This window comes from Rossellomorea arthrocnemi (assembly GCF_904424705.1).
Classification (GTDB): Bacteria; Bacillota; Bacilli; order Bacillales; family Bacillaceae_B; genus Rossellomorea; species Rossellomorea arthrocnemi.
The window spans coordinates 59,174-83,822 of sequence record NZ_CAJGBF010000001.1; the positions used below are offsets into that span (position 1 = coordinate 59,174).

28 protein-coding genes and 1 riboswitch are annotated in these 24,649 nt (G+C 42.7%); of the genes, 6 read left to right on the top strand and 22 right to left on the bottom strand.

Features of this window, described 5'->3' with window-relative positions:
* Positions 1-37 precede the first annotated feature (37 nt).
* From BAA9072_RS00320 to BAA9072_RS00340, 5 genes are all read right to left on the bottom strand, one after another.
* Entirely contained in the window at positions 38-322 is a 285-nt protein-coding gene (locus BAA9072_RS00320) for a thiamine-binding protein (RefSeq protein WP_201712706.1), read from the bottom strand.
* A 98-nt stretch (positions 323-420) separates the two neighbouring features.
* A complete protein-coding gene (locus tag BAA9072_RS00325; RefSeq protein WP_201712707.1) occupies positions 421-1,254 on the bottom strand; it encodes a cytochrome c oxidase assembly protein in 834 nt (277 codons plus the stop codon).
* Positions 1,244-1,717, bottom strand: coding sequence for a DUF2243 domain-containing protein (locus BAA9072_RS00330; RefSeq protein ID WP_201712708.1), 474 nt, complete (start codon positions 1,715-1,717; stop codon positions 1,244-1,246). Before BAA9072_RS00330 ends, BAA9072_RS00325 begins: the two co-directional genes overlap by 11 nt.
* A gap of 547 nt (positions 1,718-2,264) precedes the next feature.
* Complete coding sequence (hflX, locus tag BAA9072_RS00335; RefSeq protein ID WP_201712709.1) at positions 2,265-3,530, bottom strand: GTPase HflX; 1,266 nt, start codon at positions 3,528-3,530, stop codon at positions 2,265-2,267.
* A gap of 462 nt (positions 3,531-3,992) precedes the next feature.
* Entirely contained in the window at positions 3,993-4,859 is an 867-nt protein-coding gene (locus tag BAA9072_RS00340; RefSeq protein ID WP_201712710.1) for a CBO0543 family protein, read from the bottom strand.
* 159 nt (positions 4,860-5,018) lie between these two features.
* Between BAA9072_RS00340 and BAA9072_RS00345 the strand changes: the two genes are divergently transcribed.
* The gene (locus BAA9072_RS00345) at positions 5,019-6,038 is read left to right on the top strand and encodes a DUF3231 family protein (protein ID WP_201712711.1); all 1,020 of its coding nucleotides are present in this window, start codon (positions 5,019-5,021) and stop codon (positions 6,036-6,038) included.
* Between the two features lie 108 nt (positions 6,039-6,146).
* On the opposite strand, the gene BAA9072_RS00350 is transcribed toward BAA9072_RS00345, so the two are convergent.
* The 8 genes from BAA9072_RS00350 to BAA9072_RS00380 all read right to left on the bottom strand — a co-directional run bounded on the left by BAA9072_RS00350 (position 6,147) and on the right by BAA9072_RS00380 (position 13,187).
* Positions 6,147-7,091: a hypothetical protein gene (locus tag BAA9072_RS00350; protein WP_201712712.1), complete on the bottom strand. Its 945-nt coding sequence runs from the start codon at positions 7,089-7,091 to the stop codon at positions 6,147-6,149.
* On the bottom strand, positions 7,088-8,167 hold the full coding sequence (locus BAA9072_RS00355; protein ID WP_201712713.1) for a hypothetical protein: 1,080 nt from the start codon (positions 8,165-8,167) through the stop codon (positions 7,088-7,090). The genes BAA9072_RS00350 and BAA9072_RS00355 overlap by 4 nt, the downstream gene beginning before the upstream one ends.
* Before the next feature lies 1 nt (position 8,168).
* Complete coding sequence (locus BAA9072_RS00360) at positions 8,169-8,615, bottom strand: hypothetical protein (protein WP_201712714.1); 447 nt, start codon at positions 8,613-8,615, stop codon at positions 8,169-8,171.
* On the bottom strand, positions 8,612-9,145 hold the full coding sequence (locus BAA9072_RS00365; RefSeq protein WP_201712715.1) for a sigma-70 family RNA polymerase sigma factor: 534 nt from the start codon (positions 9,143-9,145) through the stop codon (positions 8,612-8,614). The genes BAA9072_RS00360 and BAA9072_RS00365 overlap by 4 nt, the downstream gene beginning before the upstream one ends.
* Positions 9,146-9,277: 132 nt before the next feature.
* On the bottom strand, positions 9,278-9,412 hold the full coding sequence (locus BAA9072_RS24405) for a hypothetical protein (protein ID WP_269139889.1): 135 nt from the start codon (positions 9,410-9,412) through the stop codon (positions 9,278-9,280).
* A gap of 440 nt (positions 9,413-9,852) precedes the next feature.
* A complete protein-coding gene (locus BAA9072_RS00370; protein WP_201712716.1) occupies positions 9,853-10,719 on the bottom strand; it encodes an AraC family transcriptional regulator in 867 nt (288 codons plus the stop codon).
* Between the two features lie 128 nt (positions 10,720-10,847).
* Positions 10,848-12,293 (bottom strand): DEAD/DEAH box helicase, encoded by a 1,446-nt coding sequence (locus BAA9072_RS00375; protein ID WP_201712717.1) that lies wholly within the window; start codon positions 12,291-12,293, stop codon positions 10,848-10,850.
* 693 nt (positions 12,294-12,986) lie between these two features.
* Positions 12,987-13,187, bottom strand: a complete 201-nt coding sequence (locus tag BAA9072_RS00380; RefSeq protein ID WP_060671790.1) for a cold-shock protein — start codon at positions 13,185-13,187, stop codon at positions 12,987-12,989.
* 244 nt (positions 13,188-13,431) lie between these two features.
* Here BAA9072_RS00380 and BAA9072_RS00385 point away from each other — a divergent pair, with 244 nt between their 5' ends.
* A complete protein-coding gene (locus BAA9072_RS00385; protein WP_201712718.1) occupies positions 13,432-13,644 on the top strand; it encodes a hypothetical protein in 213 nt (70 codons plus the stop codon).
* 90 nt (positions 13,645-13,734) lie between these two features.
* On the opposite strand, the gene BAA9072_RS00390 is transcribed toward BAA9072_RS00385, so the two are convergent.
* From BAA9072_RS00390 to BAA9072_RS00400, 3 genes are all read right to left on the bottom strand, one after another.
* Entirely contained in the window at positions 13,735-13,935 is a 201-nt protein-coding gene (locus BAA9072_RS00390; RefSeq protein ID WP_060671790.1) for a cold-shock protein, read from the bottom strand.
* A 292-nt stretch (positions 13,936-14,227) separates the two neighbouring features.
* Positions 14,228-14,374 (bottom strand): DUF3934 family protein, encoded by a 147-nt coding sequence (locus tag BAA9072_RS00395; RefSeq protein ID WP_082386265.1) that lies wholly within the window; start codon positions 14,372-14,374, stop codon positions 14,228-14,230.
* Positions 14,375-14,459: 85 nt separating this feature from the next.
* Positions 14,460-15,233 carry a MerR family transcriptional regulator gene (locus tag BAA9072_RS00400; RefSeq protein WP_201712719.1) on the bottom strand — a complete coding sequence of 258 codons (774 nt, stop codon included), beginning with the start codon at positions 15,231-15,233 and terminating at the stop codon, positions 14,460-14,462.
* A 166-nt stretch (positions 15,234-15,399) separates the two neighbouring features.
* Here BAA9072_RS00400 and rluF point away from each other — a divergent pair, with 166 nt between their 5' ends.
* From rluF to BAA9072_RS00415, 3 genes are all read left to right on the top strand, one after another.
* On the top strand, positions 15,400-16,107 hold the full coding sequence (gene rluF, locus BAA9072_RS00405) for a 23S rRNA pseudouridine(2604) synthase RluF (RefSeq protein WP_201712720.1): 708 nt from the start codon (positions 15,400-15,402) through the stop codon (positions 16,105-16,107).
* Positions 16,108-16,271: 164 nt separating this feature from the next.
* On the top strand, positions 16,272-16,889 hold the full coding sequence (locus BAA9072_RS00410) for a DUF47 domain-containing protein (protein ID WP_201712721.1): 618 nt from the start codon (positions 16,272-16,274) through the stop codon (positions 16,887-16,889).
* Between the two features lie 14 nt (positions 16,890-16,903).
* Positions 16,904-17,902 carry an inorganic phosphate transporter gene (locus BAA9072_RS00415; protein WP_201712722.1) on the top strand — a complete coding sequence of 333 codons (999 nt, stop codon included), beginning with the start codon at positions 16,904-16,906 and terminating at the stop codon, positions 17,900-17,902.
* Between the two features lie 42 nt (positions 17,903-17,944).
* Here BAA9072_RS00415 and BAA9072_RS00420 read toward each other — a convergent pair whose 3' ends face one another.
* From BAA9072_RS00420 to BAA9072_RS00445, 6 genes are all read right to left on the bottom strand, one after another.
* The gene (locus tag BAA9072_RS00420; RefSeq protein WP_201712723.1) at positions 17,945-18,322 is read right to left on the bottom strand and encodes a DUF2500 domain-containing protein; all 378 of its coding nucleotides are present in this window, start codon (positions 18,320-18,322) and stop codon (positions 17,945-17,947) included.
* A gap of 132 nt (positions 18,323-18,454) precedes the next feature.
* Positions 18,455-18,928, bottom strand: coding sequence for a response regulator (locus BAA9072_RS00425; protein ID WP_201712724.1), 474 nt, complete (start codon positions 18,926-18,928; stop codon positions 18,455-18,457).
* 76 nt (positions 18,929-19,004) lie between these two features.
* A complete protein-coding gene (locus BAA9072_RS00430) occupies positions 19,005-20,036 on the bottom strand; it encodes a fatty acid desaturase (RefSeq protein ID WP_201712725.1) in 1,032 nt (343 codons plus the stop codon).
* A gap of 329 nt (positions 20,037-20,365) precedes the next feature.
* Positions 20,366-21,199 carry an aldo/keto reductase gene (locus BAA9072_RS00435; protein WP_201712726.1) on the bottom strand — a complete coding sequence of 278 codons (834 nt, stop codon included), beginning with the start codon at positions 21,197-21,199 and terminating at the stop codon, positions 20,366-20,368.
* Positions 21,200-21,371: 172 nt separating this feature from the next.
* The gene (locus BAA9072_RS00440) at positions 21,372-22,295 is read right to left on the bottom strand and encodes a TRM11 family SAM-dependent methyltransferase (protein ID WP_201712727.1); all 924 of its coding nucleotides are present in this window, start codon (positions 22,293-22,295) and stop codon (positions 21,372-21,374) included.
* Positions 22,296-22,425: 130 nt separating this feature from the next.
* On the bottom strand, positions 22,426-23,289 hold the full coding sequence (locus tag BAA9072_RS00445; protein WP_201712728.1) for a 5'-methylthioadenosine/S-adenosylhomocysteine nucleosidase: 864 nt from the start codon (positions 23,287-23,289) through the stop codon (positions 22,426-22,428).
* A 137-nt stretch (positions 23,290-23,426) separates the two neighbouring features.
* A riboswitch (purine riboswitch) is annotated at positions 23,427-23,530 on the bottom strand.
* A 175-nt stretch (positions 23,531-23,705) separates the two neighbouring features.
* Here BAA9072_RS00445 and BAA9072_RS00450 point away from each other — a divergent pair.
* Positions 23,706-24,605, top strand: coding sequence for a Gfo/Idh/MocA family protein (locus tag BAA9072_RS00450; protein ID WP_201712729.1), 900 nt, complete (start codon positions 23,706-23,708; stop codon positions 24,603-24,605).
* Positions 24,606-24,649: the final 44 nt, after the last annotated feature.

The following is a 24,649-nucleotide window of genomic DNA, read 5'->3' on the forward strand; positions in this document are numbered from 1 at the left end:
TGCTTATAATCATACTCTATATAACCCGAAGTTCTCATTAAGCATCCTTCTTTTTTTCTGCGATTGATACACCATCTGATTTATAGTGCATTTTAATATTGGTAAAAATCTCCGTTGCCCCGTTTTGTATCCCCACTTCCTGGGTCTCTTTAATGACACTTATAATTTTATCATATTCACCTTCCACTACGGTTTCCATCGGCCCCACCTCATATGTTAAACCTGATTCTTCCACTACTTTAACCATTTTTGGGATAATTCCTTTTGTATCAACGTCTTTTCCGTTTGGCATGGTTTGGAATCCTACAGTTAATGTCGGCATCTGCATGCTCCTTTCTCTTCTAGTGCTATACTTTTACCTCCTCCACAAACAAATAAACATGTTACCATTTTCCGAAATGTGCTAAAATCTCTTTGTTCCTAGAATTCCGGCGTCCTAAGGAGTCTCTTACTGCCCAAGCTCTTACCTCCATCGCCTTTTGGCCGGGCTGCCTTATACCACTGATAACAAAAGATAGTTATCAAAATCAAATCAATCATATCGCCTCCATAGTACATAAGCATCCCACCACTCTGTGACTGATCACTGGGTACACCGTTTGGAGGGAATGCATATATGTATTTCGACAAAATGCCATGACCGGTCAAAGCTATGATCAATACAGCTCCTCTATAGATAAAGCCGGTTTTATGTGGAGCAGGGTCAATATAAATCATGGAAATCGTAAATAGATATCCAGCCAGAAAAACATGCAAATGTACGAAAAGGTAAAGTAGAATGTGTTGATGCATTGCTTCGTACAAACTGGTTGTGTAAAGAATCCAGAGGCCTCCCACATTGAGGATGACAGCAACAATGGGATCACTGATTACTCTCATTATCCGGCTTTTCATTATTCGTGAAAGTTTCCTCGCCTGAGCGACAGGCATGGCCCGCAGTAAAAGGGTTACCGGTGCAGCGAGTGCCATGAGGAGAGGAGCCAACATCCCAAGAAGTAAATGACCAAGCATATGGAAAGTAAACTCTACATGTGCCTGCTGAACCAATGGTCCTGATACAGCACTTAAGGCACAACAGACACCGATGATCCATAAGAGTATACGGTGAATGGGCCATGGTTTATGTTTACGATTGGAAACCACGACAGCCAGCATATACAGTACCAACGCCACTGTAAAAGGAAGGGATAGGAGAATCTGAGAAACCCATTCGAATCCTTGAGTTACGTGTGTGATAGAATGGTCAGCGTGCATGGGTGACGGTCCAATTGTTATATCTTGTATTTACAACCATTATGATGCCTGCAAGAATCATACCTGCCGCAATGAAATTCCAGACAATATCATACAATAGGATATTTTCCACATAGCGTATTTGGTGAATTCCCATCAGCTTATGCTGCACTGTCCCGTCATACAATTGAAAGCCGCCTGCACCAAGTAGGATGCCTCCCCACCATCTCTTCACCCATAATCCTTTTTTCCGGCGTAAATCAGCAAACATAAACAACCCGCCAATTGTAGCAAACCAGCTAAACGCATGAAAAAAACCATCGGATACAAGCCCTGCAACTGTGGTGGACCTGTCATAGAAATGATGCCAATGGAGCAGCTGGTGGAATACTGTTTCATCAATAAATGCCACAAGTCCCATTCCAAATAAGATACCGGACCACAAATTCCGTATTGAAGATGTTTTTGTATAGTTTTCTTGCATGGTACCATGGCCCCCCTTTGTAAATTATTAGCCATTTTACCCTTTCTTTTATGAAGGTAAACTTTTCGTAAGCAGCTCTATAAAGTTCCGTAATTGCATCAACATTCGAGCTTCACCATACTTATTAGCTTTATCGGGACATAATTTAATCGATCCAATCTAAGACGAACTATTCATATGAAATAGAATTTAGACATTTATTACACCGCCGTTGATTTCCGTGGAAGCCGGAGCCTCCTCCTGGCCTCAAGATGTCCAGCTACAGGGCTAAGGGCTAGAGGCCATAAGTCAAAAGGCAAAGACACCTTTCCGGTAGTCTCATCTTCTGCTTGTCGCTATTGGTCAAAGCCCTTTCGCTTTTTTACCTTCCCGCTGGAGTCTTTGTCTTCTCACTCCAATCAACAGCTGGAACCAGCTATATACACTAAATAGGCTTTATAAAAAAATAATAAAAATCCGAACGATTTCGATTTTCATAAAAGAAGTTCGAATGATCGTTCGGATTTTCCTTTGACTAAAACACTTTTGTCTCAGCCTCTTTTCCTAGTTATTCATGAATGACATACTGTTGATATTTTTCAAAGTCACTTACCTTACATTCAAGGATCATTTTCGTCCCGTTCTCTTCGTAATCTGTTTCCACTACATTCGCATGTTCATTAAAATAAGAAATCAATTGACCTTTATCGAATGGTATAAGCATCTGACACTTTTTGTAGTCCTTAAAAATATAGCTCTTCACTACGTCCAACAATTCGTCTATCCCGATTCTCTTTTTAGCAGATAAGTAAACTCGATTCTTTTCAATTCTGGGAACTTTTTCTTCCTTCAGTTCAGCTTTATTAAACGCATAGATCACAGGAATGTCACCAGTCCCAAGTTCATCAAGGGTTTGATCCGTCACCTTCATCAATTTTTCATAATGAGGATCTGAATAATCCACCACGTGAACGATTAGATCAGCTTCCACGACCTCTTCTAGAGTGGAACGGAACGCCTTGACCAGTTGATGTGGCAGTTTGTTCACGAATCCCACAGTATCTGTCAGGAGAAATTCTTTTTTATCCGGTAAAGTGATGTTTCTCACCGATGTTTCCAAGGTCGCAAATAGCATATCCTTCTCGAATACCTGCTTGTTCTCGTTCGGATGGAATGTTTCCACGAAAGCATTCATCGTCGTCGACTTTCCCGCATTGGTGTAGCCAACCAGGGAAACAACGGGGATTTCACTCTTTTTCCGCTGCTTTCGCTGTGTTGTTCGCAAGTCGATAAGTGAATCAAGTTCCTTATTCAGGGCTGTGATTTTCTCTTCAATTCGACGGCGGTCAAGTTCAAGCTTCGTTTCACCGGCACCGCGGTTGGCAAGTCCTGAACCGCCGCCTTGCCGACCCAGTGACTCCCGGCGGCCGACCAGGCGCGGAAGCATGTATTGAAGCTGTGCCACCTCGACTTGAAGCTGTGCTTCCCTGGTTTTTGCCCGTTCTGCGAAGATGTCTAAAATCAACATCGTCCTATCCATAACCCGAACATCCAGCTTTTCCTCCAGGACGCGGATTTGGGAAGGAGAAAGCTCGTCATTTGTAATGAGAACATCCGCCTCCCACTCTTCGATCAGGGGCAGCAGTTCCTCAATCTTTCCCTTACCAATATAATGCACGTGATTTGGCCGGGGCAGGTTTTGAGTGAGTTCCCCAACGACATCAATGTGCCTCGCGTCTGCCAACCCTTTCAATTCAAGCATCGAATACTCAAAGTCATTGTTCTTATCCTTTGTATTAACGCCAATGGCGATGGCTTTTAATTTATCTTCCATTTGGTTTTCACTTCCTATTTTTTATTTGGATGCGGAAAAAAGCACAGGCCTCCGCCTGTGCTTTTTGTAAATGGATTTGAATATACCGATGGGCACAAGAAGAAGACCGCATTTTCCCCTGGCGATATTTTCACTGACTGAAAAAAACGCCAAATAGCACCGCTCGGTAAGTATTCAATTCTATTTTTATGAGGTGTGATGAACACCCTTCCTTCATTCCGTGTCAAATGAAGTTATCCTTTAAAAATAGTCAGACCAATCCCATTTACCCTGCACACAGGCAGAGCCTTTGAACTTATTCAATTAAACGTTCAAATTGCGGATGCGTAGTCTGATTAAAATCAAAAGGAAAACCTCCATTTCTCATAAGTTAAAACCATTCTACCACATCTGATGATAGATGGGAAGATATGGTTTGAGGGACGGACCTCCAATTCCTCTATTCACGGTCTCAAAAACCCTTTATGTAAGGTCCGTCCCTCTATTTTTCCCCCTCATTAAATATCGGAGCAAAAGGAGGTTGATCCATGGAAGGAAAAGGATGAATGCAAAGTGAAGGATGGAATGGAAGTGGTCCCACTCGATGGTGTGAAATAGGTTGATCAGGATAGCGATTTGTTGAATGACACTTAATATCCCTATCCACAGGATGAACCTCCATAGCGAGGGATGTGCGGCTTGTTTACTAAGAAAGAGCAGGATCGGGATGCATAAACCGATCCACCGATAAAGGAAATCAACCAGGTGGACGTCATTCACTACATAATAATAAAGTTCGTACTTCCCTTTCAGCACTGCATCAGTGGATAAGTTCATGTACAAGATAAAAAATATGCTGCCATACCACTCCAAAGGGGTCAAATGAAAAATTGGTTCCTTAATTCCCCGGAATTTTTTAACATAGCGGAAATTATATAGAAGGAGTATATACAAAACAGGATATATCGGAATAGAATAGATCAATTTCCAACCACTGTATTGAAAAAATGTAGAATAGTGGGACGCTACATATTCAAAACTAAGAGCAAAAAGGGTCCAACCCACTATATATATGACCTTCCTGATCAGGCTCTTCCCGGTAGGATATAACGCTAAAAACAAGATATTTACTGCGGGATAAATACCGATCGCTCCAACAAAATCGATCCAATCGACCCCAGCTTCAAAATATGAATATAGTTTAAACATCCCACCGAATATGGAATCTGCAAATAAAGCCAAGAAAATGGAAAATAAAGAAGTGGTATACATCTCTATTGAGGATAGCTTTTTTCTGACGATGAAAACGAGTCCATTAAGAATAAAAATTGTAAGCCACATTAAAATCATTTATGATCATCCTTGCATTTCTTCAGATGTACTCATTATTCACTTAAAATATGGTGGCGTATTCCCTAGTCATCAATAAAGCTCTTCACAATTCATAATCTTCATCTGACAAAACCATACTAATCAATACATACATTCAAAAGTAGGGGGATAATATCCATGGTGCACCATCCGAAAACCGATTTAACCTCAGCAGAATTAGCCACACTCTGGTCTACATATCAAAGTGACAGCCTGGCTCTTTGTGTATTTGAATATTTTATCGCGAAAAATCAGGATCCTGATACCGAATCCATTCTTCTTTCTGCTTATAAAACGTCCGAACAGCATATTGAATTCATCTCCTCCATATTCGAAGAAGAGCAGATCCCGATACCGGTTGGCTTTTCTAAGGAGAAAGATGTATTTCCAGGAGCATCCACCATATATAGTGACTCCTTTTTCCTCATGTATCTCAGGCAAATGGCGAAAGTAGGGATGATCACCTACAGTGGTGCTGTTTCTCTTACAGTGAGGAAAGACATTCTCGAGTTCTTTCAACACGCCCTTCAATTTTCAAGCGACCTTTATGCCCAATCAACTCAGGCTTCCAAAGAAAAAGGGATATTAATCAGACCACCTTATATTGACTATCCAGAAAAAGTGGAATTTATTAAGGAAAAATCATATCTTAGCTCCAGTTTGAATCCATTTGTTCATAGACGGCCATTGAATGCCGTTGAAATATCTCACCTTTTCTTAAACACTGAAACCAATTTACTCGTAAGTATGATTGCTACGAGTTTTGCTCAAATGGCTGAGTCTGAAGAGGTAAGGAAGTTCATGCGCCGCTCGCAGGAAATTGCTCAAAAACACTTGAATATTTTTAGTGACGCACTCATTAACAACGACATGCAGGCACCTATGTCATGGGATACAAATGTCAAAGCATCAACAGAACCGGCATTCTCGGATAAGCTGATGATGTTTCACACCACTTTGATCAGCAACGCCGGAATTGGGAACTATGGTATGGCTGCAGCCGCAAGTATGAGAGCAGACCTGGCTTTAAATTATTTCAGGCTCATTCTTGAGGTAGCGGAGTTAGGTAAAAGCGGGGCAGACATCATGATTACTAACGGTTGGCTGGAAGAACCCCCACAGTCTGCAGACCGTAAGAAGCTGGCAGAAGATAAATGATGAGGTCCGTCCCTCAACACATTACCCCGCTAAAGAAAAGAACCTCCAATTGTTCACTCATTCCAGTAGATTGATAAATGGAATGGTGATATCTTGGAGGTCCGTCCCTTAGTTGCTGATTGATACGTTTATCTGGTCGGCTTTGGAGATGGTGATGGGGTTTTGTCCGTTGCCGAGTTTGAGGGTGGCGGATTTGGTTGGGATGCCTTCGTCGTTCCTACCTTCTTCTTTTGAATTCTGTGCATTTGCTTGTTGTGTAAACTGCCAATCGGCATCCTCCCCCTGTATGTCACCTACGTTTTCGGCATTGATGGTCAAGTCTCCTGATGAAGGAACAACCAGGTTGACCATTGCAGAGCTTGTTACTTCCCATGAGCTCGAAAGGGTTCTCGGCTTAAGCGTGATTTCATTATAGTCACTGGAAATTTCCAAGGACTTGGATGCCGGGACGACGAGGGTCGCCTTTATTTCCTGACCAGATTGTCTCCATCCATTGGACTCAGGCAGGTCCTTAAGAGTGACATACAATGTGTCACCTTTTTGTGTTGTCATTAAATAATCGTCAGGCTTCAAAAGGAATGGCCGATCATTCGTGGAGGTTGCCCGATATGTACCAAACACACTTACTTCCTTATTCGTTACCGTCTCTACTGTTAACGGATGATGACTGGAATCGACCACGATCCGCTTCACGTCTTCACTCACCTTTTGGGAAAAGACAGGAAGATCCGCTGTTTTCACTTCAGAATCAATGAACCTTTGTACGTGTCCCATCAAGCCTGTTGCCTGCAGAACGGTAAATCCGATTCCAACTGTTCCAATGACAGCGACAAACAATATGCTTAAAAAATCGTATTTTAAACTCGGTTTTTCCTGCTTCGAAAAGTACAAATATATTAAGATTTCTGCTCCCAATACGATCAGTATCACCGGCCACCAGCCTGCCAGTACATAGGCGGAATCCCATTTTAACAACTGTGAAAGCAACAAATAGATTCCCAAGAACAACAGGGATGCCCCCATTGATATAGATCCGACTCTCCAGGTCCTCATTCTGATACCCCCTTTTTTGAATGTGCTTTTTTACTTCCGGCCACCAATTTGATGCCTCCCCCAATCAGGAGAAGACATACGATACCCGGTTGAATATAATTGTTCATCACATGATAAAGATCAATTCCATATGTCTCTAAAAACGGCATGGTCATTGGCACGAGAATGTTCGTTCCCAGGTAATAGACCCCCAGCAACATCAATCCGATACCCACCCACTTCTGCTGATTAATCAAATAGGATACGATTGGGGTATCCTCTAAAGGCTCTTTCCCGTGCTTCGTCGCCCGCTGAAGTCCATCGAAAAAGCTGTAGAACCAGATGATCGGCACTAAGAATAGAAAGATACCCAGGCGAAGGACATCCAAGATGTAGATTGAAAACAAAAATCCAGCCATGAGCTGAATGCCCCTTTTTTGGTAACCAAGGTATAAATGCCCTGCCCCGGGAAACATGGATAAGAAAGTGGCGAATGCCTTGCTCTTCCTTCCCCCTTCATGCTGCGCTTCCAGGTCTTCCAATACTGACCTGTCCGCAAGCACCTCGCCTGCCTGTTTTTTATTCAACAGCTGCATCGTATCGAAGAAGTTGTATACCCAAACAACAGGGAGGACGATCAGGAATACCATAAATTCTCCTCTTCCCGTCATCGCAGTCACAAATAGGATCATAGCGGCAACTCCGAGAAACGTCGCCAAAAACGTAACACCACGATTCATCAATCCAAGCTGGAAATGACCAAGTCCCGGAATCATAGAAAGAATGATCGTGTAGAACCGTTCACTGCTTAAATTCTCATCATTTGTTATGCTTTTTTCCCGGCCCTTTAATCCTTTTGATGCCAATAATGCTGTATTCACAATACTGATCACATAAACGAGAAATCCACCTCCTGCAAACAATATGGCCAGCGGAGCACTCATGATATAGTCTGCTGCAAAAAAAGCGACGGGAAGGGATCCGAAAACAATCATTAAGAACCCGAATCCTCTCATCACCCTCCCCAGATACATCAACCCAACCCCAGGTATGAACGCCAACAAAAATGCTATAATCGGATTCTTCCTATTTTCCATCTTACTCTGCCTCCTGTTCTTCTACTTTTTCGACACCATCGAGTAGTGCCGTTGTTTTCAATAACATATTTTCTGTAATGGATGGCTGACGATTTTTTTCGAATTCCGAGGTGACCTTCAGAAGCTCACTAAATATACCCGTAGCCATCAAAATCAGCGTCATCGCCGTCGCCAGCACATAATGAAACACCTTCTCCTCATACCAACGCTTCCGGGACGGTTTTCTTACATCACTGTTTTCAAACGGAATCCGCTCCATCACCTCATCTGTGTAGAGGGACGGACCTTCAATGGAAGGAAGATCTTCCTGGACTGCATCCACAGCTTCCATATAAAGCACCATACATTGATCACAACTGTAAAGATGCTCTTCATACTCGATGCGCATGTCCTCATCTGTTTCATCTTTGGCATACATCTTCCATTCCTCCAGGGCGATATGTCTCATCTGAAATCCTCCTCCTTCCAATTTTTCCGCATCCAAAGCCTGGCGCGGTACAGTTTTGTCTCAATCGTCTTCACTTGCACTTGCTGTTCATTCGCTAATTGCTGATAGGATTTTTCTTTTATGTAGAATCCTTCAATTACTTCTCTGTAGGAATCAGGTACATCCTGTAAATATCTCATCACTAGCTGCTTTTGCTCTTTTTTTAACAACCTGGTTTCTGCTGAATCGAGTGTTTGCTTGACCGGGAGCTCATCGACAAGATCCTCGCTTTTTCTTGCAAGTTTCCGTTTACAATCAATCGCATGATTCACTGCAATCCTCGTCATCCATGTCTTGAAACCTTGATGCTCATACTGAGGGAGAGAGTTGTAAATCTTCATCCACACTTCCTGAGACGCATCTTCTGCATCCTTCTGATTTCTCAAGACACCGTAAATGCATTTGAACACATACTGCTTATTCATTTCAATCAGCATCCTGAACGCATGTTCACTGCCATTCTTCGCTTTTTCAACTAGTGGATCAACCATCTCTCTCCCCCTTTCCTGTGGTCTCATAATAATAGACGAAGGAAACAGGGAAATCCCTACAGTTTTTTTAAATATTTTTTTGGTTCCCCTAGAAAAATCAAAAAGACCCTAATATATAGGGTCTTAACTTCATTAACATCCTAAAGTACTGCACACAGCATTTTTCAAAACAGATACCAGGTTACTGTTTGGAGCCAAGATTGATACCAACAACCATCCGACAAGTAATAAAACGGCAATAAGAAAGGTAATAAGTCCTAAAGGCATATAGAATCCCCCCTTTCTATCTGTAATCTAGTAAGTGAGCTCTCTTACAACGTTATTCTATGAAAAAATGGTAGAGTTGGACCGGCAAATATAATAGAAGAGAAAAAAAGGGCAGAGTACTTCCCTTCACTTGCTAAGGTCATTGGATAAATACGGTCGATATGCGGAATATTTTTAAGCTGAGATTTGTTTGAAGAGAGGCAGATCCATGTTGGTTCCGGTCTACTCTTTTTATTGATGATTTTGAATTCCAACATGTCCAGCCTACTTTGAGATATTTTTGCTGATAAATTTGAAATTCCGCTGATATAATCCGAATTTCGCTGATAAATTGAAAATATCGCTGATAAAATCATTAGTTCGATGATAAATCACTATTCCCATATGATTTCTGCATCCTCAAAAAAGCAGCGAATCCCAATGAATTCGCTGCTTTCTCCTCACTTCTTCCTAACCGGTATCCATATTTCGCTTCTAAACGAATCCGACTCAACATCCTTACTCTCGTTCCACAACATCTCCGGTCCTTCTGCTAGTTCATAGCTCGATGACGGGAACCATTCAGCGTATATCCGTCCCCACACCTGCTGTAACGTGTCCGGAAACGGTCCGACCGCTTCGAAAACAGCCCATGTCAGATCGGGAACATCAAGTTCCGATAATCCATCTGGACATTTCTCTGTAGTTGCTGCCCCTATATAATGATCGAGCTCCCCCTTTTCCTCCATTCTGCCTTCGGAAAAATGGACGGATGCACTAACCAATCCTTTTGGTTCTACATTTGATATGCTCTTAAATCTCTTGATCATGGCCTCGTCCAAGCTCTGCCACATGGCTGCAATTTCAGGATTCACCCCATTAAAGATGATTGGTACCCGCTTCTTGATACCTACAATGGAAAACGGTTCTTTCTCTACGATTCGATAATTCAATTCATTACCTCCTTTGATGGATAACTGGAAGGCCAGAGGTGGAAATGCTTTGAGTGAATGGCCCCTCGCATGTGACGGAGTGATCCCATGCACTCTTTGAAACACTCTCGTAAAGGAATCGGGTGAAGAATAGCCATATTTCATGGCAATATCGATTACCTTTACGTCGCTGTTTTGCAGTTCAAGGGCTGCCAGGGTCAAACGGCGGCGCCTGATGTATTCCGATAAGGGAATCCCCGCAAGGAACGAAAACATCCGTTTAAAGTGATACTCCGAGCAATAGGCAATCCTGGCCACATCCGAAAACTTGATCTCTTCCGTTAAATTCTCTTCGATGTACCGTAATGCGTCATTCATATTCTTCAATGAATCCATTTCCACTGCCCCCTTCATCAATAGAATAGCAAAATTGAAATAAACCAACCCGACTTATCGTGCACCATTTTGCAGGATTTGATTTTTATAAAAATGGCCTCCTCTTTAGAGAAGGGGGGCCTACATATTTATTTTCTCGCTTCATGAACCTTCAGCATTTTACCCTTAACTGTAGTTTTCTTCATCGCTTGCAATACGAGTGGGCCTTTACCATTCAAAATCTCCACATAGGAAAGGTTTTCCTGAATGGTGATGATGCCGATGTCACCAGCGCTCACTCCTTCGATTTTCGCAAGTGTACCGACGAAATCGACTGCTCTTATTTTCTTTTTCTTTCCTCCATTGAAGTAGAGCTTCATGATGTCTCTGTTCAATTGCTCACTCTTGTCTGATTTAAAATCGGGTTCTGTTTCTAATTTCCGTTCAAAGTCAGCCTTTGATTTTGCCACTGTGTCTTGTGAGGGTTGCTGTAGCTTTGGAATCATAAACCCGATATAGTCTTCAATTTCCACAAGGAATTTTTCTTCATACGGTGTGCAGAAGGTGATCGCTTTTCCAGCAGAACCAGCTCGGCCCGTTCTTCCTGTGCGGTGAACATAACTTTCTTTCTCCATCGGAATATCATAATTGATGACATGAGTGATATTCTCGATGTCGATCCCACGTGCTGCCACATCCGTGGCTACCAGGTAGCGGAAATCCCCGCGCTTAAAGTCGTCCATCACTTCAAAGCGTGCTTCCTGAATCATACCACCATGAATTTTATCAACGGGATACCCTGACCGGTCCAACTCATCACATAATGTGTCCACATTTTCCTTTGTCCGGCAAAAAATAATACAGCTATCAGGATTTTCAACGGTTGTCACGTTTCTCAGAAGAGACAGCTTCTCTTCTTCCTTCACCTGGATGACCGAATGCTCAATTTTATCCGTCGTGATCCCCGTTGCCTTGATTTCAATATGAACAGGTTTCTTCATATATTTATGACAAAGTGCCTCAACATCCTCCGGTAATGTAGCGGAAAATGTCAATGTTACCCGATCAGATGGCAACTTCTGAATAATCCTCTCCACCTGATCAATAAAGCCCATGTTGAGCATTTCATCTGCTTCGTCAATGACAAGGTATGCAAGTCGATCAAGGGGAAAGGTCCCCTTTTCAATATGGTCAAGCACACGACCGGGTGTACCGACGACGACATGATTTTTCTGCTTCAACTCAAGCTTTTGGCGATGAAAAGGAGATTTCCCGTATACAGCAGCAGCTTTGATCCGCTTATATCTCCCGATGTTGGTGATGTCTTCCTTCACTTGAACCGCAAGCTCCCGGGTCGGTGTGAGAATCAGTGCCTGGGGTTTGTTTTCTTCCCACTCCACCATCTCACATAAGGGAATCCCGAAAGAAGCCGTCTTTCCGCTTCCTGTTTGAGAGCGGACGACAAGATCCTTCTTCTCAAGGGCAAGTGGCAGTACGTTGGACTGTACCTCGGTTGGTGTATCATAGCCTAAATCGGAGAGTGCTCGTACAATCTCTTTGCTGAGCTTATAATCTCTAAATTGTATGGTTGTCATATTCAAAAACCTCATTTATTTTTTCTTATTTTCAAAGGAATGGGTGGATTCTATTCAAAGAAAAAAACTCTTCTTAAATTCTTTTCAAATTTATTTAGGTATTCCCCCAATAGTGTGTTATGCTTTACCTAACCATTTTTAACTTGTAACATGTTGTCTCCGGGACCGACGAACGCTGTCGGTCCCTTTTTATATTCAAATGCGCAGGTGGCTCGAACAGAGGCGACAAGCATAAGACGAACAGGCCGGAAAGGCGCTCATTGCCTTTTTGACCTGTTTGACTTATGACCTCGAGCCTCTAGCCGCCGGAGCTGGACGACACCAAAAGCGCAGGCGGCTTGATTAGAGGCGACAAGCATAAGATGAATGGACCAAGAAGGCGTCCTTTTGCCTTCTTGGTCCATTTCGCTTATGACCTCGAGCCTCTAGCCGCCGGAGCTGGACGTCACCAAAAGCGCAGGCGGCTTGATTAGAGGCGACAAGCATAAGATGAATGGACCAAGAAGGCGTCCTTTTGCCTTCTTGGTCCATTTCGCTTATGACCTCGAGCCTCTAGCCGCCGGAGCTAGACGTCACCAAATGCGCAGGAGGCTCGAACAGAGGCAACAAGCAGTCTCCACCCAACTCTATCTGAAAATCTGTCACTCAAATAAAAAAAGGACCCTCCTGAGAGAGCCCCTTCATCAAAAGCTATTACGCTTTGTTTACGTTAGTCGCTTGAAGTCCACGTTGACCTTGCTCAGTGTCAAATGTAACTTTTTGACCTTCGTCTAAAGATTTAAATCCTTCGCCTTGGATAGCTGAGAAATGTACGAATACATCTTCTCCACCTTCGATTTCGATGAAACCGAAACCTTTTTCTGCGTTAAACCATTTTACTGTACCTTCTTGCATGTGTGTATCCTCCTGTGTGGATGTTTGCATCCACGTTTTATTACTATCGTTGCTCAATTAGATATCAAAGGCGAAAAGTTTAAAACTTTCTTTCCTTACAGACCGAACAAAAATAATTCTTCCTTAGAATAACAGATAATCTGATAAAAAGCAAATCGATTTGAATTTTATCTTCAAACTGTCTCTTTATAAAGGAGAATCCCCTCCCTTTGTCGAAAGTAAGAGATATAAAGGGGATGGCCCAATGAATAAAATCGGATTACTCAAAAGTCTGAGTCAAGCGAGTCGTGGAAACTTCTTTTCAATTGAGTTACCTGCCTCTTCCAGAGAAGAAGCAGAAACCATTGAAAAGACGGCAAATGAATTAGAAAAAGAGGGCAAGATCAAGATCAGGGAGTGTACTCTGAAGGAAACTTCAGTCTACATTCAAGGAATTATGAAATATGCGTTAACCTGATTGTAAAAAGGTGCCAGACATCCGGCACCCTTTTTTTTTTTGCACAAAAAAAGGACTCTCAGAGAGAGTCCCCTTTTCAAAGCAAAGCGATTATGCTTTGTTTACGTTAGTCGCTTGAAGTCCACGTTGACCTTGCTCAGTGTCAAATGTAACTTTTTGACCTTCGTCTAAAGATTTAAATCCTTCGCCTTGGATAGCTGAGAAATGTACGAATACATCTTCTCCACCTTCGATTTCGATGAAACCGAAACCTTTTTCTGCGTTAAACCATTTTACTGTACCTTCTTGCATATGTGTATCCTCCTGTGTGAACATTGTGTCCACGGTTTATTACTATTATTGCTCAATTAGATATCAAAGGCGAAAAGTTTAAATACTTTCATTCCTTACAGACCGAACAAAAATAATTCTTCCTTAGAATAACAGGAAATCGTAAAAATAGCAAATTTTTTTTAAAAATCGTTAAAAACGGTCTCTGAATTGAAGTATAAAATGAAGTAAACCATTCTTCTCACCTCTGCCTGAGGAGTTCAAAAGAGAAAAAAGTCCATTTCCCGAAAGGAAATGGACCTGAATTCGATTCTCAATCTTCTTGTTTATTCCCGTGCTTTACACCTTTACTCGTATAAGGCTTGTTACTCTTCTTCTTATTTGCCCCGGCCTGCCAGCGATTCCAGCCTTTTTTTCCAGTGCCTTGACCCGTTCCGCTCTTTTTCTTTGGTTTACTCATTTTTCCACTCCATTATAATAAGGTACGTTCTTTCAAACATGTCTCCCTATCATAACACGTATCAGAAGAGCAGAATACTTCTTGTTTATTCCACCTGATTTTTCTGCCCCGTATAAATGTGAATCGCATCCCTGAGGAACTCCGCCACCCCATCCTTTTCAGCATCATAATATGCTTTGAACCGCTCATCATCCACGTACATCTGTGAAAGACCGGCATGGGCTTCCTTGCTGTAGTGACCCCAGAAATAGGTAAGCCACTGTCTGTGAAGATCAGCTGCTTTTTGGGCGGTGTCACTTGCAGGATCACCGTTTTGAAATGCTTCTCCTAAGACTTGTTTAATTTCTCCCTCCAGCTTCGTTACTTTTTCATGGTCTTCCTGTGACATGTTCATGACACGCGCATTGGATTCATCCACTCGCTTGTCACCGTATTTTTCCCGCACTTCTTTTCCGTACTTTTTCTCATTTTCTTCGACCAATCTTTCTTTGAAACCTTCAAACTTTTCTTTATCCGACATGGTGATTCTTCCTTCCTTTACACGTAATGTTTTATTGACATTCGCAATCAATCGATCAAGTTGTGACCGTCTGGCCAGTAAATTTTCACGATGATTCTCTAAAGCCTGGTTTGCATCAAAGGCAGGATCATCAAGAATATCCTTGATTTCATCGAGTCCTACACCTAATTCTTTGTAAAAGAGGATCTGCTGCAGGCGGTCGACTTCCTTTTGACCGTATATCCGGTACCCTGACGAATTAATCCTGGCGGGTTTCAGAAGCTCAATTTCATCATAATATCGAAGGGTCCTCGTGCTCACTCCGGCGATCGCTCCCAATTTTTTGACGGTATATTCCATGATTTCACCTCCTGACAATTCTTACTTTACAGGTTGACGCAGCGTGAATGTAAAGGGGATTTAAGAAAAAAATCGGGTTGGGATCTAATTGGGGATTTCCTTGAAAATAAAGTGTCAGTCCGATATTCTTAGTATAGTCATTTTTTAGTATAAGGTTGTGTTGTGTATGCGAATTAATAAATATATCAGTGAAGCTGGAAAGGCATCAAGACGAGGTGCTGATAAGTTGATTACAGAAGGCCGGGTCACGATCAACGGGAGGATTGCGAAAATCGGCGATCAAGTGAACCCTGGGGATGACGTGTTGGTGAGCGGCGCTCCTGTCCGTGTCGCCCGAAATAATGTGTATATCGCTCTAAACAAGCCCGTCGGCATTACAAGTACGACAGAAAAAGGGGTAAAGGGGAATATTGTCGACCTTGTCAATCATCCGCTGCGAATTTTCAATATTGGACGCCTCGATAAGGATTCCGATGGATTGATTCTTCTGACGAATGACGGGGATATCGTCAATGAAATCCTCCGTGCGGAAAATCGGCATGAGAAGGAATATATTGTCACGGTAGACCGTCCTATTTCAGACGATTTTTTAAAGCAGATGTCAGAAGGCGTCAAGATCCTTGGAACGAAAACAATGCCATGTAAAGTGGAACAGGTGTCGAAATATGTATTTCAAATCACGCTGACCCAGGGATTGAACCGGCAGATCCGCCGCATGTGCGAGGTCCTCGGATATGAGGTATACCGTCTGCAGCGAACACGCATCATGAATATTCAATTGGGGAATCTACCCATTGGGCAGTGGCGAGACCTTTCCAAGAAAGAAAAGACGCGATTATTTCAGGATCTGGATTATGAACCGAAGGAATGGTAATATCAGACAATCCCGATGCCGTGACTGTCTCACAGTCATATCATCGGCTTTTTTTGATTCCCGCTTCAAAAAATAGTGGATTGGCTCTTCTTATTTTCGACAATATACGCTATTATTATATAGTTTAGAAATTCTAACTAGATTTTGTGGAGGTTTGAGAACACATGGTTTTCAAGAAAAAGGATAAATTCGCTATTCTTCTTAGTCAAATAGCTGGTAATTTGAAAGTGAGTGCTCATTATTTTGCCGATTATAAAATCAAAAATGTGAGTGATCTGAAAGAATTCTCAAGTACGATGAAGGATTATGAAACAAAAGGAGACTCCTTTGTTCATGATGTGATCCTGGATTTGAATAAAGTGTTCATCACCCCTATCGAGCGGGAAGATATCCTGGCACTCGCCATGAGTATGGATGACGTATTGGACGGGTTGGAACACACGTCCGCTATGTTTGAAATGTATTCTATCACTCAGGCAGATGAGTATATGCTGAAGTTTGTCGAAGCTATCCGCCAGTGCTCAGATGAGATTGAAGCAGCAGTAGAGCTTCTTTCAACAAAAAAATGGCTCAAAATCAGAGAACACGCAATCAAAATCAAAGATTATGAATCAAGATGTGATGGCATTCTCCGTCAATCCATCAAACATCTCTTCCATACGGAAAAGGATCCCATTCGTATCATTCAGTACAAGGAGATCTATGAAGAGCTTGAGGAAATAGCGGACTATTGTCAAAATGTGGCCAACACGTTCGAAACCATTATTATGAAGAATGCATAAGGAGTCTTGCGGGAATGGATACAATATTAATCTTAACCATACTTATCGTTGTGGGAGCCCTTGCATTTGATTTCATCAATGGGTTCCATGATACGGCTAATGCCATCGCGACAGCTGTATCGACAAAGGCACTTAAGCCGAGGCATGCCATCATCATGGCAGCAGTCATGAATTTCGCCGGTGCATTAGCCTTTACAGGAGTAGCCAAAACGATCACCAAAGACATCGTCGACCCATTTTCCCTGGAGAACGGTACGATCGTCATCCTGGCGGCGCTCCTTGCAGCTATTACCTGGAATTTAGTGACATGGTATTACGGGATACCAAGTAGTTCTTCTCATGCGCTGATCGGCGCGATTGCAGGGGCGGCCATTGCTGCAGCAGGGGTGTCCGCTTTGAATTACAGTGGATTCATTAAAATTATTCAAGCCTTGATTTTTTCACCGATCCTGGCTTTTGTAGTCGGTTTCCTTCTTTATAGTATATTTAAAATCGTTTTCAAGAACGGGAATTTAGCGAAAACGAATCGGAATTTCCGTCTGATCCAGATTGCGACTGCGGCACTTCAATCCTTCACACACGGAACGAACGATGCCCAAAAAGCGATGGGAATCATCACGATGGCCCTTATCGTCAACAACTACCAAACCTCTGATGATATTCAAACGTGGGTACAGGTTTCCTGTGCAACAGCCATGGGGCTCGGGACCTCTATCGGTGGATGGAAAATCATTAAAACCGTCGGTGGGAAAATCATGAAGATCCGTCCCGTGAATGGAGTGGCAGCAGACTTAACTGGAGCCGCCGTTATTTTTGGTGCAACGGCCATTCACTTACCTGTCAGTACGACTCACGTCATCTCCTCTTCCATCCTTGGTGTGGGTTCCGCTCACAGATTGAAGGGTGTCAAATGGGGAACAGCTCAAAGAATGTTAATCACATGGGTCATCACATTGCCCATTTCGGCAAGTCTTGCCGCCATCTTCTTTTATATTTTGAATTTATTTTTCTAAAAAAAGGAAGTCAGAAGGGACGTTCCCTCCTCTGACTTCCTTTTATCGTTGTGCTTTTAGTCCTTGACGTTCAAACCCCAGATAACGAGTCCCTTGGAAAGTCAATTCCCCCTCGTCTCCTTCAACGAGCATCCCATAATCCGCATCTTTCACCTTCAATTCCATTCTGTCGCCGCTTTCCATTTCGAAGGTAATGAAATAATGGTTGTAGGCCCTGCTTTCTCCTCCGCCTTTCACAGCCGTCCGTTTACCGAGCACTTTCGCCCGCACATTCATCACAGGCGATTGATTGTTCTGGTTCCACTGTGAAACTCCCTTTATGGCAGTAAACAAAACGAACGAAATCACAATCACAAAGATGATTCCAATGAAAATCGGGACCGCTTGAAACATAAAATCTCCGCCGTCATACATACTCATTTCCCCCTTCGTTTTTTTCTATATTTTAACATCTCATTACCTATATGTACGATGATTATGATGATGATGATGACACATAAAAAGACCAGACCCTCATTATGTTCTGTGAAGGTCTGGCTCACTATACGATATTCACCCTGTCGGATGCTTCATTTTATCCAAGATCATCGTGAAATAATTCTTTTTCACCGGTCCAGGTGCATGGGGGATCTCGTATGAGGCAGGGTCTTTCTTCTCCAATAGCTTCGGGGAGTATACCTTTTGTCCCTCCAACATTCTTCGAATCGAGAAAGCTAATTCATCACTCGGACTGTCCTTCAATAAGTATCCGCTTGCACTGGATTCTTGTACCCTCTTAAGATACCCCTCTTTGGCGAATGTTGCGAGTACCAGCAGTCTGCACCCCATGACCTCCAGAGGTCCGTCCCTCAAAAGATGTTCAATGTCCAGAATAAGGATGTCGGGTTGCAGTTGGTGGATGAGCTCCAGGGTGTGTTCCTTGTCTGCTGCCCTCCCCACCACTTCCATGTCTTCTTCAAGGTTGAGTAGAGAGCCGATTGTTCCTAACAACAATTCTTCATCCTCGGCCATTACAATGCGAATCATGTGGGTCCTCTCCTTTTAAAACTGTATCAAGTAAAGACTCCCCTTATGAATGTTTCATAAGGAGAGCCCGCTGCGTTTATAATTCAGGTTTGGCTTCTGCAGAAATACGTGCGTCCGATTTCGCTGAAGATTTAATGCCTCGAAAGCTTACAAACGTCTTATTTTCTTCATCCCAAAGCTTAAAGCGAAGAGATTTTAAGCTTGTTAAGAGTGAAATCGTCGGTACATTCTGCAAAGGCTCCGTATTTACATGAGCTTGTTCCAACTTGTAGTTTGGTACTCTTGGACTTAAGTGGTGAACATGATGATACCCAATGTTCCCTGTCAGGAACTGCATGATTTTCGGAAGTTTATAAAATGAACTTCCCTCCACGGCTGCGAGTACATATTGCCACTCTTTGTCTTCTTCGAAATAAGAATCTTCAAACGTATGCTGCACGTAGAACAACCAGATTCCAATCGAGCCTGAAATCATGAAGATTGAACCCTGAACGAGTAAGAACTCCTGCCATCCAAGCGTGACAGAGAGCAGTGCAATGAGAGCCACGATGATAACATTCACTAAATAAGTGTTATATCTCTCTTTCTTGCGTGCATTTTTACGATTAAATCGATTTTTCAAAAGGAATACATAAATCGGTCCCAAGACGAACATAACGAGCGGATTGCGGTAGAAGCGATACGCTAAACGAGTTTTCAAAGGCGCTGCCAAATATTCATCAATGGTAAGAGTCCAGATGTCACCAGTCCCTCGTTTATCCAGATTCCCACTTGTCGCATGATGGACGGCATGATCATGCCCCCACTGATCGAACGGGAACAGCGTCAGGACACCCATAGCCGTTCCGACTGCCCGGTTGGCACGACGGCTTCTAAAGAATGAGAAATGGGTACAATCATGAAAGATAATGAAGATCCTGGTCAAAAATCCTGCAGCGATCACGATTGGAACGAGTGCCAGCCAATACGATACCGACAGACTTTGATATGCAAGGAACCATAATAGAAAGAACGGTCCCAGTGTATTGATCATTTGCCAGACACTTTCCTTCGTGGTTGATTTTTCATATGGAGCAACTTCTTTTTTCAACGTTTTTATATTAGTCATGTCATTATTCCCTTCGTTTAAGGCATTGGATTCATTATAGGATAGAAGGAATCATCGTGTTAGTAGTAGGTGTCATATGCTGGGCATGACAAATGTCATAAGGGAGAAATTGTCATGCGCTTTCAGTAGTGAAAACCCTTGATACTACTCGATTTTCCAGTCACCCATTCCTATTCAATTGGTTTTATTATTTTTGGACAGAAGAAAAATATTCTTGTTTGAGAGAAAAAAATGCCAAAAAGAACAGAACCCAGTGGTCAATACGCCCTCAACAATAAAAAGAGGATGTCCTCAATAAAACCTGAGAACATCCTCTTAATTACGGCAGATTAAAAATCAAACTCATCGGGATCCGGGCCGCTGCGGTGATTTTCATTCAGTACATCCAATTGATTCATTTGTTCTTCGGTCAATTCAAAATCGTAGAGCTGAATGTTCTCCTTGATTCTTGATTCTGTCATGGATTTAGGAATGGTGATGACTTCATGTTGAAGGTCCCATCGCAGAATCACTTGTGCTGCCGATTTATTATGTGCCTCAGCAATTCCTTTGACCGTTTCATTGTTCAATAATTCAGCATTCATCAGCGGTGACCAGGCTTCCACCTGAATATTGTGTTGCTGACAGAATGCTCTCACCTCGGATTGGATCAGCTTGGGGTGGAACTCGATTTGGTTGATGACCGGTGTTACTTCTGCTTCTTCTAATAGTCTCTCCAAGTGGTGAACTTGAAAGTTACTAACTCCTATTGATTTCACGCGCCCCTCTTTGTATAGGGCTTCAAGAGCTTTCCATGATTCCATGTACTTATTCTTCCCCGGCCAATGAATCAAATAAAGATCAAGATAATCCAGACCCATTTTCTCTAAGCTTTCTTCATAAGCGGCAATCGTTTCATCATAAGAAAGATCATTGTTCCACACCTTGGATGTTACGAACAATTCTTCACGCGTGACGAGACCCGCTTCAATCGCCATACGGATTCCTTTCCCTACACTCGCTTCATTTTCATAAATAGCCGCTGTATCAATACTGCGGTAACCGATTTTGATTGCCGTCTGCACTGCTTTCTCCAAACCGGGACCATTTTCCACACGGAAAACGCCATATCCCACCTCGGGCATGTTTATATCATTATTTAAAGTGATAGATTTAATTGTCATAGCTGCACTCTCCTTTTAAATCATAGTGGTTTGCCCCTTGAAGGGAACATGCACTTAGTATGAATCATGTCATTGAATTTGAGAAGTAGGCACTTTTTTGTGGGATAGGTACCTGGAAGTACCCGATGGACGAGGGACAAAAAAAGAGCGTGGAAACATTCTCCCACACTCATCACGCACATACTAATATCTGTCTGACGAACCTTCCCTTCGTGACTTCACAGCGGTCGACGATATCGAAACCAGCTTCTATCACGTTCCTATCAACATTTTCCAACGTCACAATCACGACCCTTTCAGCGAATCGCCTCGCACTCTTGAGCATTTCCAATTGTTCGTCGTTGGTTATGACGGAACAAAGATTATATGGCAAGTCAATGACAGCAGTGTCATAGCTTCCCGTCACATCATTAATATCTTTCAGCGACACTTCTCCTTCTAGTCCAAAATGTGCAATATTCTCTCTCACTCCATCGAGGATCAACGGATTGCGGTCACTGCCGATAATGTCGATACCCATGGATAAGGCCTCTACAAGCACCGTCCCGATTCCACAGCAGGGATCGATCATCTTTATTCCATCAGTATCCGGGGCGGCAATGTTAACGACGGCTCTTGCTACTCTTGTACTAAGTGCCGTAGAATAGCTGTGGGGCTTTTTCACATGGTGCAGCCACACCGCTTCATTTCTCTCATAGCTCCCAAACACCCAGCGATCATTTACCTTCATGACCCCATACCAGATTTCCGGATCGACTAACTCTGCTTCCCCTTTAAGATGCAGGCCCACTTCCTTCTCAATTTTGCGCAGCTTCTTGAAACCCACTCTTTCAGAATCCGGATCCTGTACAAACACGACTTTAAAACCATCAACGGATTCTAATTGGTGTATTTCATTCAGTAGTTCCTCAAACTCGACAGCTTCGCAAAGAACCTCCACCCTCTCACGAATGAATGGGCTTCTGCTCGGATCAATTTCATGCGAACTTTCGAGAATGCCGGATTTAGAATCCTCTCCGAATAAAACACGCTTTTCCAGTGCACAAAGGGATTCTTCGTTCGGTTCCCATGTATACGTATAAATATATTTCTTCATTTCTATTATGATCAACTCCGTGTGAGGTTAAATACGTTATGTTCCATTCCATCATTGTAACACAAAAAAGGGACGGACTCCCGGCCCGCTTTAGAATCAGCTCACCGGAAGTCCGTCCCCACAATAGAAATTATTCCATCTCTGAAATATACTCTTTCACCACTTCAAATACATATTCCTGATTCGCTGATGCAGTATCGGGATTGTATGCTCCATCATTTGTCTTATTATTAGACAATACACGGATCCCAAGGAATGGGACTTCATAGGCACCTGCGATTTGTGCTGCAGCCGCGCCCTCCATTTCTTCTACAGACGTGCCGTATTTCTCATGGAACCATTGGATACGATCCACTTCGTTATTCCACACGTCAGCAGAACCAATCGTCCCCTCTACGACTTTCCCTTTTTTGTACATGTCCTTGACGGCTTTGGCCGCTGCGAGTAATTCTTCATCACCATCATAGTAACGGATTTTTTCAGCATTCGGATCTTCCCCTGCACTTCCTTCAGAGGCCATCAGGTCCATCGGCTTCCAGGCAGTCGGATCGATCCCTTCTTCATCGGCCATGTTGCCTGTTTTTAAAGAACCGAGGTTCACCGTTTTTTCACCTAAAACGATATCGAACACATTCAATTCCGGGTCATGACCGCCGGATGTTCCTTGATTGATGATGGCGATAGGATCATATTTTTCAATGGCGACAGCTGTAGCTGCTGCCGTATTTTCCATTCCTTTTCCTGTCTTGGTAACAATGACAGGGTAGTCATCCACCGTTCCTTTATAAAAAACAAATGATCCGGATGTTTCTTCTTTCACATTTTCAAGCTTCCCTGCAAACTTTTCAGCTTCGATGGGCATTGGCCCCTGTATGATGATCGGCTGTTCTTCCTCTTTCCCCTTCGCTTCCGTTTGTTTGGTTGAACTGCAGCCTGTAAATACGGATAAAGAAAGTACGGATAATACTGCCAATGATGCGATTTTCTTTTTCATTTAAATCTCTCCCTTTTCTTTGATGATTAGATTCCGATGTCTGTTTTGGCCAAAAGAAAAAGACCTAGAATAGTAGAGTGATTTCTACGTTCCAGACCTCTGAAGTCAAAGTATGAGTGAACGGCAAACAATCCGAAAACCCGAATACTTTAACTCGTAGTCCAGTTCTTATATTGGGAACCAGGTAGAAACGCTCAGACCATATTACTGAGAATATACGAGTAACGCTATGTAATTGTACTACGTTGCAACTATAACAAACCTTATTCTCAAATTCAACAAAAACACGAATTTTATTTTAAAATTTTATTTTAATGTTCGTCTTTTCACCAAAAATTTTTATTGAAGGATTAGCCTGAAATTTGAAATCTTAAGACAGAATACTATAATGAAAGAAAAACGATGAGGTGAAGAGCGTGAAAATTGGACTTATTGGATTAGGCGATATTGCAAAAAAAGCCTATTTACCTGTTCTTTCTGAAAAAGACGGCATCGAACTTGTACTTTGTACTCGAAACGAAAAAACACTGCATAGATTGTCTGACAAATATCGAATCGAAAACTGCGTTCAGACGGTGGATGAACTGATTGATTCAAATATCGACGCGGCCATCGTGAGCACTGCTACAGAGGCCCATTTTGAGATAACGGAAAATCTTCTCGAAAATGGTGTTCATGTATACATAGACAAACCGATTTCCTTGAACTTACGAGAAACTGAACGAATCGTTCAACTCGCGAGAGACAGCGGGAGGATCGCCATGGTCGGATTCAACAGACGCTTCATTCCCAAGGTGAAGGAACTGAAATCGCATGGGAAACCCAGTTTTATATTAATGCAGAAAAATCGCTATGCTTCACCTGAAGAACCGAGGAGATTTATCGTGGAAGATTTCATCCATGTCGTAGACACCCTGCGTTTCCTGATGGATTCGGAAGTGAAGGATGTAAAGGTTCAATCCCTTAAAAAGGGAGATTTCCTCCACCATCTCATCATCCAGCTTATCGCTGACGACTGCACGGCTGTCGGCATCATGAACCGTGATGGCGGCGTGACGGAAGAAATCATCGAATACGCATCGGATCACCATAAGTATGTCGTTAACAATCTCGTTGAAACGACTCACTACCATAACAAAAAGAAGTGCATATCTTCATTTGGAGACTGGGAGCCTACCTTGTTTAAGCGTGGATTTTATGATCTTATCGACCACTTTCTGGACTGTGTGGAAAAAGGACTTGAGCCCGATCCTTCCATAGAGGACTCTCTGATCACCCATGAGATTTGTGAACAAATCGTTGGATTGATTGAATAGGGAGGACGGACGCGCCATAATAGAATGGGTATATCATAGGGGCA